Below are 9,892 nucleotides of genomic sequence, written 5' to 3'. Positions count from 1 at the left end.
TTCGTAATAATTCACTTAAATGAATTACTGCTTGGTCACTCTTTAAGACTTGATATTTTTTGCCACCGAAGTGGCTGATATCGTCTTGTGAGTGCCCACACAGATTGTCTGATAAATTGTTAAAGAGCAGTGAGTTACGCGCTTTCGCTTGGCAACTCGAGGTGGCGTATATTACGCTTTCCTCTTTCAGTGTCAACCGTTTATTTCATTCGGTTGCCGCTGTTTTTAATCTTTCCGACCCGGTTACTTCGTGATGTTGTTCACGTTGTTCCCTGTCGATGGAGCGGCATTATAGGGATCCGAGATTTTTCCACAAGCCTTTTTTCCAATAAAAAGATCGACTGCGTCTTTTTCCACCCTTTCGTTGTGATCTTGCACGATCAGCTTGTTTGTTCATCGAACCTGACTACGGTAAGTTTGTAATCCTCCCCGCAAAAGCTATATTGCCAACAGGTTAAGATCTCAAACACGAGGTAAATTCTCTATGTCTCATCCTTTACGTTCTTATCAGGGCTTAGCGCCTTCACTAGGTGAACGCGTTATGGTCGATCCTTCCAGCGTTATTATTGGTGATGTAGATCTGGCTGACGATGTCAGCATTTGGCCACTCGTTACTATCCGGGGTGATGTAAACAATGTCGTGATTGGCTACCGAACAAATATCCAGGACGGCAGCGTATTACATGTGACTCACCAGTCGAGTCACAACCCTGAAGGTTTCCCTCTCATTATAGGAGACGACGTGACTGTAGGACATAAGGCAATGTTGCACGGCTGCTCTATCGGGGATCGCGTTTTGGTGGGAATGGGATCTATTTTGCTAGATGGTGCGATTATTGAGGACGACGTTATGATCGGCGCTGGCAGTCTGGTGCCGCCGGGTAAGAGATTAGAGAGTGGTTACCTCTATTTAGGAAGCCCGGTGAAGAAAATCCGCGAGCTGACGACAGATGAACTGGCTGGACTAACCTATTCATCTAACAACTACGTAAAATGGAAAGATCTTTACCTGAGCGACGCAAGCCAGAAGTAAAGTTTAGCCCACTCCTATATAGGAAGGTAACGGGCTACATCAGTAAAATGCTCTGCCCGTTGCCCTACTCTTTACTTCAGCTTTGTAAATCCAGCTTGAGTTGTGCAAGGACTGGCTCAATATCGGGCATTACGCCATGCCACAGATTAAAGGCATGGGCAGCCTGGCCCACCAGCATTCCCAACCCGTCAGCATAATGAACAACACCATGATTTTTTGCCCATGTAATAAAAGACGTATCACCGGCCTGATAGTACATGTCGTAGACCCGGGTTTGAGGATCCAGCAACGCAGCAGGTAATTGTGGGATATCGCCCTTAATACCGGATGCGGTCGCATTAATCACCAGATCGAATTTCTCATGATCCAGTTGGTCCATTGGCAATGCCAGGATATGGCCTTTGTCTTCAAAAATGCGGCATAAATGCTCTGCGCGCTCATAGGTACGATTCGTGACAACGACCTGACAATGATACGAGAGAAGTGGCAGAATCACACCGCGCGCTGCACCTCCTGCGCCCACCAGCAAAACGCGCTCACCCTCATTCAACATCTTCAACCGCACAAGATCACTGAGCATACCAATGCCATCAGTGTTATCTCCAAGCAGGCGACCATCATCGAGCTTCTTCAGCGTATTTACCGCTCCGGTCAGCGCTGCCCGTTCCGTCAGCTCGTCCGATTCGGCAAATGCCCGCTCTTTAAAGGGCGTCGTGATATTTGCACCCTGGGCTCCCTTCGCAAAGAAAGAATGAAGATATGCTTCAAATTCACCATGCGGAGCAAGAACAGTCCCGTAGAGGTGATTGATCCCGGTTTGTTCAGCAAACAAAGCATGGATCCGTGGTGACTTGCTGTGCGCAATAGGATTGCCAAATACAGCGAAAGAAGACATGACGTAATTCCTTAACCTTGACGAATAAGATGGCCCGTCAAAGCATCTTTGATTTCTGAAGGGTTTTCGCGGCCACCAACATTGCCTGCTAATACTGGAAAATCATGGCCAAATTGTTGTTTAACTTCATCAGCCAAGCGACAAGGCGGCTGGCCATTCAGATTCGCGCTGGTAGATACCAAAGGCTTACCAAATTGGCGACAGAGTTCTTTGACTAAAGGATGATCAGTAACTCGTACAGCCAAGGAAGAGTACTGTCCCGTTAACCAGTTGGGTGTCGTTGCCTTGGCAGGCATTACCCAGGTTACCGGACCTGGCCAAGCGGCAAGAATAGTCTGCAGCTGACCGTGGCTAAGCGCTGTCTCATCGATATAAGGCAGCAATTGCTGAAAATTATCAGCAATAAGGATCAGGCCTTTCTCACGAGGACGATGCTTAAGTGCCAGCAAAGCTTCGACGGCAGTCTCACTGTCAGGATCACAACCCAAGCCAAATACGGCTTCGGTTGGATAAGCGATAACACGCTGTTGCTCTAATGCACCCAGTACGCTTGAAAAATTGTTTTCTATCTCTTTATTCATCTTGATCTTTATTTGTAATGTCTGCGCCTTTACCACATAACTTGCTGGCACAAAAAATCTTAACGCCTTGCGCCGTTCTTTTTTCCATTAACAAAGGGTACTGGCAGTAAATACATGTTCCAGCCACGGGAGTATTGTTAATAGCAAACTGGCATTCAGGATAACGATCGCAGGCATGGAATACTTTTCCAAATCTGGATTTACGCTGTAGAAGATGCCCCTGCACGCACTGGGGGCACTGAAGTGTTGTTTCTTCTGGTTTATCAATGACTTCTTTGTGGTCACATTCAGGATAATGGCTGCAACCGATAAACATGCCATAACGCCCCTGCCGCAAGGCCAGCGCTGCCTGACATTTCGGACAGAACTGCCCCTCGAGGATCTTAACAATATGGCCGTCAGCCTGTGCTTTCAGCGGACGAATGTACTGACAAGCTGGGTAGGAAGAACAGCTAAGAAAGGGGCCATGGCGACCACTACGGATCACCAAAGCGGCCCCGCATTCTGGACAGTTTTCATTTTGCTTCTCAGCAAAAAGCGCTGTTTTTGTCATACGTTGTACTTTACCCGTTATCTCTAATGCAGATAACCTTCATTAACTTCAAATAACAGCTCTTCCATTTGCTGATAAGCGCTTTCATATCCGGGAATATTAAAGAGTACCATCAGCACCACCCACTTAAGATCTTCGAGATCAAACTCTTCAGTGTCGAGAGCCATAACGCGATCGATAACCATCTCCCTGGTATCGAAATTCAATACTTTTATCTGTTCAAGAAACAATAAAAAACCACGACAGCTGACATCTAACCGATTCGACTCCTCATCGGTATAAATTCGTAGTGCAAAAGGGTCAGCATCCATCAAATGTGATGGCGTTTCACCCTCTTGCAGGTCAGCAAGTTTTTCAAGCCAATTCAACGCATTGTTGATATCAGTCCGATGAAATCCCGCTTCAGCCAAATCGTCCGTTAACCTATCCTGGTCAACATTCATCTCCGCTTCGTTATGAATGTAAGTTTCAAATAAGTACATTAGTACGTCGAACATGGCCTGCCCTCCTAATTCGGACATAGCCGCCGGGTACAGCTGCGATCCATCCTGCTAACTCCAGTTCAAGTAGTTTACCTACTACCTCTGGCACAGGTTGGCCGGCACGTTCGGCGACGACGTCAACAGGTGTCACCTCATATTCTACGTTAGCCAACACATCAGTAAATGGCAATTCAACTTCGTCGTCTTCTGCACAAATAATCTCATCAGAGATTGATTTGTTTCTCTGGGGTATAAAATCGGCCTGTTCAGAACTTGAAGTGGTGGGTATCCATGTCAAGCCACTGCCAATCTGCTCTGCTACATCGTTAGGTTCTGTGACCAGATAAGCCCCCTGTTTGATCAACCAATGCGTTCCTTCACTCGTTACGCTATCAATAGGTCCTGGGAGCGCGAACACCTCGCGATCTTGTTCCAGCGCATAGCGCGCAGTGATTAACGATCCACTACGCAATGAAGCCTCTACCACCAGCACACCAACACTCATCCCACTGATGATACGGTTACGCCGGGGGAAATTGGCTGGGATGGCAGCGGCACTGACTTCCAGTTCGGACACAAGCGCACCACCTTGTTCCAGAATTCTGCAAGCCAGATGTTCATGCCGCCGTGGATGAATACGCGCCAGCCCGCTACCCAGTACAGCAATTGTTGTTCCCCCGCTATCGAGGGCGGCTTCGTGACATATGCCATCAATCCCCAGAGCCAACCCACTGGTGATAGTAAATCCGCTCCTCACGAGTCCAGCAGAAAAGTAGCTCGCCCACTGTTCACCATATTCAGTGTATTTCCTGCTGCCTACCATCGCGAGCTGAGGCGTCGCCAGCGCGGAAAGATTCCCCTCGACAAATAGCACCAAAGGTGCGGAGGCAATTTGTTTTAACATCATGGGGTAACGATGGTCAGTTATTGGCACAAGATAATGGGACTCGTGCTCAAGCCAGCGCAACGAGGCACGTAGTTGCTGGGGATCCCGTTGGAAGAATGTGTTGACCTGTTCTGCAGTCATTCCACTTTCAGCAAGCAAAATGGGGTTATGACTTTCCCCGCGAGTCATAATATCGGCCACACGACATGCAATCCTCACATCCAGTCGCTTTACCGTGGATAAGCGTAGCCATACTTCCTGTTGATTCATCAATGCATTCCCTTACAACGCCCGTGCCTACTGGTTCAATTGGTAGAGGATGCTGTCAATCAGAGCAGGAAATGTCTAGAATAGAGTCTATATATCGTCAATCAATTGAATAAAGATCCATAAATTTATGTCCGTATTACACATCTTACATTTCCCAGACGAGCGTCTTCGCATTACTGCCAAGCCGGTCAAAGAAGTTAACGCCGAAATTCAGCAAATCGTGGATGATATGTTTGAAACCATGTATGCCGAAGAAGGTATCGGCCTGGCTGCGACGCAGGTAGATATTCATCAACGAATTATCGTTATCGATGTTTCGGAAAACCGCGATGAACGTCTGGTATTGATTAACCCTGAACTGCTTGAAAAAAGCGGCGAAACGGGTATTGAAGAGGGTTGCCTGTCAATCCCTGACCAACGTGCTCTGGTCCCCCGAGCTGAAAAAGTGAAAGTTCGTGCGCTTGATCGTGACGGAAAAACATTTGAACTCGAAGCTGATGACCTGCTAGCGATTTGTATCCAGCATGAAATGGACCATTTAGTGGGTAAATTGTTTGTTGATTATTTGTCCCCACTGAAACGTCAACGCATCCGTCAAAAGATGGAAAAAATGGCCAAGCTGAACGCTCGACCTGAGTGATTTTCATTCATAACAGGAATTAGCTTTGCGAATAATATTTGCAGGAACACCTGATTTTGCAGCGCGTCATCTTGACGCGCTTTTGGCGTCTGGGCACCAGGTTGTCGGTGTATTCACTCAACCCGACAGACCTGCGGGACGTGGTAACAAACTCACCCCAAGCCCGGTCAAAGTACTCGCTGCCGCACATGATATTCCCGTCTTTCAACCTAAATCCCTGCGTCCCGCTGAAAGTCAACAATTGGTTGCCGAGCTTAAGGCCGACATCATGGTTGTGGTGGCTTACGGATTGATTTTACCGCAGGCAGTTTTAGATATGCCGAAGTTAGGTTGTATTAACGTGCATGGATCGCTTCTTCCGCGCTGGCGTGGGGCAGCACCTATTCAGCGTGCCTTGTGGGCAGGTGACAGTCATACCGGTATTACCATTATGCAGATGGATATCGGTCTTGATACCGGCGACATGCTGCACAAAATCGTATGTGCCATTGAGCCAGAAGATACCAGCGCTAATCTCTATCACAAACTGGCAGAGCTCGGCCCAATCGGTATGTTGACCACGCTCGAGCAACTGGCTACAGGTTCTGCACATGCGGAAGCTCAGAATGAAGCGCTGGTCACCTACGCTGAGAAGTTGAGTAAAGAAGAGGCTCGCCTTGACTGGTCACTACCCGCCAGCCAACTGGAGCGCTGCATTCGTGCTTTTAATCCGTGGCCAATGAGCTATTTCCTCATTGATGACCAGCCGGTAAAAGTCTGGCAAGCCACAGTTATCAATGAGCAACCGCAGGTTCAGCCGGGAACGCTAATAACGGCAACCAAAGGTGGCATTCAGATCGCCACTTCTGAAGGCATTCTGAATATTTTGCAGTTACAACCTGCCGGTAAGAAAGCGATGTCTGCTCAGGATATCCTTAATTCTCGTCGCGAATGGTTCACCGAGGGCACCGTTTTCGCCTGACCATTCCGATAACGCCCGGCAATACGCCGGGCCCTATCCTTTTAATCAAACTGAGCTTTTCCAGCCCTTCTGACTATGAAAACATCCTATAATCTCCGCAGCATCGCTGCAAAAGCAATCAGTCAGGTTCTTGATCAGGGCCAGTCACTGTCAGCAGTGCTCCCCGGACTGCAAAAGAACATTTCGGATAAAGACCGCGCGTTATTGCAAGAGTTGTGCTTCGGAACCTTAAGGGTTTTGCCACAACTGGAATGGTGTCTGCAGCAGCTGATGGCAAAACCACTGACAGGTAAGCAACGTACCTTGCATTACTTGCTCATGGTTGGCATTTATCAACTCTTGCATACCCGAATCCCTCCGCATGCCGTACTGGCAGAAACAGTTGATGGTGCCGTTGCACTGAAAAGACCTCAGTTGAAAGGTTTGATCAATGGCGTATTGCGACAATTCCAGCGCCAACAGGACGACCTGATCCAGCGGATGGATAATACGGATAGCCGTTATCTTCACCCTAGCTGGTTACTGAACCGCATCAAGAAGGCCTACCCAGAACAGTGGCCACAAATTGTTGAAGCAAATAATCAGCGCCCACCAATGTGGCTACGCGTTAATCGCCTACACCACTCTCGCGCTCAATACTTAGCCCTGTTGCAACAAGCCGGTATTGAAGCGGTTGCTCATCCGAGTTACACCGATGCATTGCGGTTAGTTAGTCCATCACCGGTGAATGCCTTGCCCGGGTTTGCTGATGGCTGGGTGACAGTACAAGATGCTTCCGCACAGGGAAGCGTTGATCTCCTAGATCCGAAAGATGGAGAGATGATCTTGGATCTATGCTGTGCTCCGGGTGGTAAGACAACCCATATATTGGAAGTTGCACCCAAAGCTCATGTGCTTGCCGTAGATGTTGATAAACAGCGCCTGACTCGCGTGCATGAAAATCTTCAACGCCTCAAACTTAATGCTGAAGTTAAGCAAGGCGATGGCCGAGAACCTCAGGCTTGGGCTGGCGATCGGCAGTTTGATAAAATTTTGCTCGACGCCCCCTGCTCTGCCACAGGCGTGATCCGTCGCCACCCTGATATCAAGTGGTTGCGCCGTGATAGCGATATTACTGAACTTGCAGCGTTACAATGCGAAATTCTTGAAGCAATCTGGCCAAGACTCAAATCCGGCGGTGTGATGGTCTATGCGACGTGTTCTATTCTTCCTGAAGAGAACAGCGAGCAAATAATGACATTCCTCAAAGCACATCCTGAAGCTATGTTGGCTGAAACCGGCGATTTGACTATACCGGGTAGACAAAATCTTCCCCATGCCGAAGATGGCGACGGGTTCTATTACGCTAAACTGATTAAGTCGGCGTAATAGTTCTGCCCTTAATCACAGGGCAAACTGAATTAAGGCGAGAATGAGCGGCTATGAAAATAATAATTCTTGGTGCTGGGCAAGTTGGCGGAACGTTAGCTGAGAACCTGGTAGGTGAGAACAACGACATTACCGTTGTTGACACCAACACGACAAGGTTACGACAGCTTCAGGATAAGTTCGACCTTCGTGTTGTTCAGGGACACGGATCTCACCCACGGGTTCTGCGCGAGGCGGGGGCCGAAGATGCTGACATGCTGGTTGCGGTCACCAACTCGGACGAGACAAACATGGTGGCGTGTCAAATCGCCTACTCATTGTTCAATACACCAAATCGTATTGCCAGAATTCGTTCTTCGGAATATATCCGCGAGTCAGAGAAACTTTTCCACCCGGAAGCAGTACCCATTGACCACCTTATCTCACCAGAACAACTGGTCATTGACTATATCTATAAACTGATTGAATACCCAGGGGCCTTGCAAGTAGTTAATTTTGCAGAGGGTAAAGTCAGCATTGCCGCTGTTAAGGCCTACTATGGGGGGCCGCTGGTTGGAAATGCGCTATCCTCCATGCGCGAGCATATGCCACATATCGAGACCCGTGTCGCAGCGATTTTCCGCCAGGACCGACCTATCAGACCACAGGGATCGACCATCATTGAGGCAGGTGATGAGGTCTTCTTCGTTGCCGCTTCTCAGCATATACGCGCAGTGATGAGTGAACTTCAACGTCTGGAAAAGCCTTACAAGCGCATTATGATTGTGGGCGGAGGTAATGTAGGTGCAGGTTTGGCACATCGCCTCGAGAAAAACTACAGTGTTAAGCTCATAGAAAAAAACCAGCAACGAGCTGCAGAGCTAGCTGAACTACTTCAAGATACTATTGTGTTCTATGGCGATGCTTCTGATCAGGAGTTACTGGCAGAAGAACATATCGAACAAGTTGACGTATTTATCGCCATTACTAATGATGATGAAGCAAACATCATGTCAGCCATGCTGGCCAAAAAGATGGGTGCAAAGAAAGCGATGGTGTTGATACAACGCAGCGCTTATGTAGACCTCGTGCAAGGTAGCGTTATTGATATTGCCATTTCACCACAGCAGGCCACCATTTCTGCCTTGCTGGGACATGTGCGTAAGGCTGACATTGTCAGTGTGTCATCACTACGTCGGGGGGTAGCTGAAGCCATCGAAGCCATTGCACATGGTGATGAAAGCACATCTAAAGTTGTCGGCCGCACTGTAGAGCAGATCAAACTTCCGCCAGGAACAACTATAGGCGCGATTGTCAGAGGTAATGAAGTGATTATTGCCAACGGTACCAGCCGGATTCAGCAAGGAGACCATGTGATCATGTTTATCACGGATAAGAAATTTGTTCGCGACGTTGAGAGACTCTTCCAGCCAAGTCCATTCTTCTTGTAATATTCATCTGTAATTTGAATAATTATCAGTAGATTAGATTCAAAGTGGTAAGTTTTGTAGCGCATATGCTACAAATAGTCTTTACTTTGTTTGACATGATTTATGGATTTTCCAAGGAGTGATTTTATGAGTTTTATGAAAGAGTTTCGTGAATTTGCCATGCGTGGCAATGTTGTTGACCTCGCGGTTGGTGTCATTATTGGTGCTGCGTTTGGCAAGATCGTATCATCTCTGGTCGCCGACATTATTATGCCCCCATTAGGACTGCTAATCGGTGGCGTGGATTTCAAACAATTCGCCTGGGTAATACGCGAAGCCCAGGGGACAGTACCCGCCGTCGTGATGAAATACGGCATCTTCATTCAGAATATTTTTGATTTCCTCATTGTGGCTTTAGCCATATTCTGTGCCGTGACATTAATGAACAAAATGCGCCGGAAAGAGGAAGCTGCTCCTGCTGAACTGCCTAAGCCAACGGCCGAAGAACTGCTTTTAACTGAAATTCGTGATTTGTTGCAGCAGCAGCAGACGCCTAAGCTCTAAATTTTGATTCTATCCGTTATAAAAAAGCCATCTTACGATGGCTTTTTCGTTAGAAGGACAGTGTTAAAAATTCTACCGAACACTTAACACTGCCCTCCTGATAACTTCCCTTCCCATTCTTTTCTTTGCGGCAATAGCTGCCTTTCCCTTTAAGATTCTTTTCCACACGTTGGCGGAATAGCGGATCATGCAAGAGGGCTTGTATTGCATTATCCTGAATAACGCCTTTGTTATGTTTGTATGCACTCAT

General features: G+C 47.7%; 13 protein-coding genes. 6 read left to right on the top strand and 7 right to left on the bottom strand.

Annotated features, from left to right (window positions below):
• On the bottom strand, nt 1–196 hold a 196-nt coding region (locus EAH77_RS25420; RefSeq protein WP_206664890.1), incomplete at its 3' end, for a hypothetical protein.
• Nucleotides 197–484: 288 nt separating this feature from the next.
• Here EAH77_RS25420 and EAH77_RS24945 point away from each other — a divergent pair.
• Nucleotides 485–1,033 carry a gamma carbonic anhydrase family protein gene (locus EAH77_RS24945; RefSeq protein WP_140476138.1) on the top strand — a complete coding sequence of 183 codons (549 nt, stop codon included), beginning with the start codon at nt 485–487 and terminating at the stop codon, nt 1,031–1,033.
• A gap of 76 nt (nt 1,034–1,109) precedes the next feature.
• Here the strand turns inward: EAH77_RS24945 and aroE are convergent, their stop codons facing one another.
• Genes aroE through dprA form a run of 5 tightly spaced genes read right to left on the bottom strand, consistent with a single transcriptional unit; the run spans nt 1,110 to nt 4,700 of the window.
• A complete protein-coding gene (gene aroE / locus EAH77_RS24940; protein WP_140476136.1) occupies nt 1,110–1,928 on the bottom strand; it encodes a shikimate dehydrogenase in 819 nt (272 codons plus the stop codon).
• A gap of 11 nt (nt 1,929–1,939) precedes the next feature.
• Entirely contained in the window at nt 1,940–2,509 is a 570-nt protein-coding gene (gene tsaC / locus EAH77_RS24935) for an L-threonylcarbamoyladenylate synthase type 1 TsaC (protein WP_140476134.1), read from the bottom strand.
• On the bottom strand, nt 2,502–3,062 hold the full coding sequence (locus EAH77_RS24930) for a DNA topoisomerase family protein (protein ID WP_140476132.1): 561 nt from the start codon (nt 3,060–3,062) through the stop codon (nt 2,502–2,504). The genes tsaC and EAH77_RS24930 overlap by 8 nt, the downstream gene beginning before the upstream one ends.
• 23 nt (nt 3,063–3,085) lie before the next feature.
• On the bottom strand, nt 3,086–3,559 hold the full coding sequence (locus EAH77_RS24925; RefSeq protein WP_140476130.1) for a DUF494 family protein: 474 nt from the start codon (nt 3,557–3,559) through the stop codon (nt 3,086–3,088).
• The gene (gene dprA, locus EAH77_RS24920; protein WP_140476128.1) at nt 3,531–4,700 is read right to left on the bottom strand and encodes a DNA-protecting protein DprA; all 1,170 of its coding nucleotides are present in this window, start codon (nt 4,698–4,700) and stop codon (nt 3,531–3,533) included. Before dprA ends, EAH77_RS24925 begins: the two co-directional genes overlap by 29 nt.
• 127 nt (nt 4,701–4,827) lie before the next feature.
• On the opposite strand from dprA, the gene def reads away from it, so the two are divergent.
• The 5 genes from def (at nt 4,828) to mscL (ending at nt 9,642) form a co-directional block, all read left to right on the top strand.
• Complete coding sequence (gene def / locus EAH77_RS24915; RefSeq protein WP_140476126.1) at nt 4,828–5,340, top strand: peptide deformylase; 513 nt, start codon at nt 4,828–4,830, stop codon at nt 5,338–5,340.
• Between the two features lie 25 nt (nt 5,341–5,365).
• Nucleotides 5,366–6,301, top strand: coding sequence for a methionyl-tRNA formyltransferase (gene fmt, locus EAH77_RS24910; RefSeq protein ID WP_140476124.1), 936 nt, complete (start codon nt 5,366–5,368; stop codon nt 6,299–6,301).
• 75 nt (nt 6,302–6,376) lie between these two features.
• Nucleotides 6,377–7,669, top strand: coding sequence for a 16S rRNA (cytosine(967)-C(5))-methyltransferase RsmB (gene rsmB, locus EAH77_RS24905; RefSeq protein ID WP_140476122.1), 1,293 nt, complete (start codon nt 6,377–6,379; stop codon nt 7,667–7,669).
• 53 nt (nt 7,670–7,722) lie between these two features.
• Complete coding sequence (gene trkA, locus EAH77_RS24900; protein WP_140476120.1) at nt 7,723–9,099, top strand: Trk system potassium transporter TrkA; 1,377 nt, start codon at nt 7,723–7,725, stop codon at nt 9,097–9,099.
• 126 nt (nt 9,100–9,225) lie between these two features.
• Entirely contained in the window at nt 9,226–9,642 is a 417-nt protein-coding gene (gene mscL, locus EAH77_RS24895) for a large-conductance mechanosensitive channel protein MscL (RefSeq protein ID WP_140476118.1), read from the top strand.
• A 49-nt stretch (nt 9,643–9,691) separates the two neighbouring features.
• On the opposite strand, the gene EAH77_RS24890 is transcribed toward mscL, so the two are convergent.
• Nucleotides 9,692–9,892: an alternative ribosome-rescue factor A gene (locus EAH77_RS24890; protein WP_140476116.1), complete on the bottom strand. Its 201-nt coding sequence runs from the start codon at nt 9,890–9,892 to the stop codon at nt 9,692–9,694.

The sequence above is a fragment of the Ewingella americana genome, from assembly GCF_006438725.1.
GTDB classification, from domain to species: Bacteria; Pseudomonadota; Gammaproteobacteria; order Enterobacterales; family Enterobacteriaceae; genus Ewingella; species Ewingella americana_A.
This window is presented reverse-complemented; position numbering and strand designations above follow the sequence as displayed.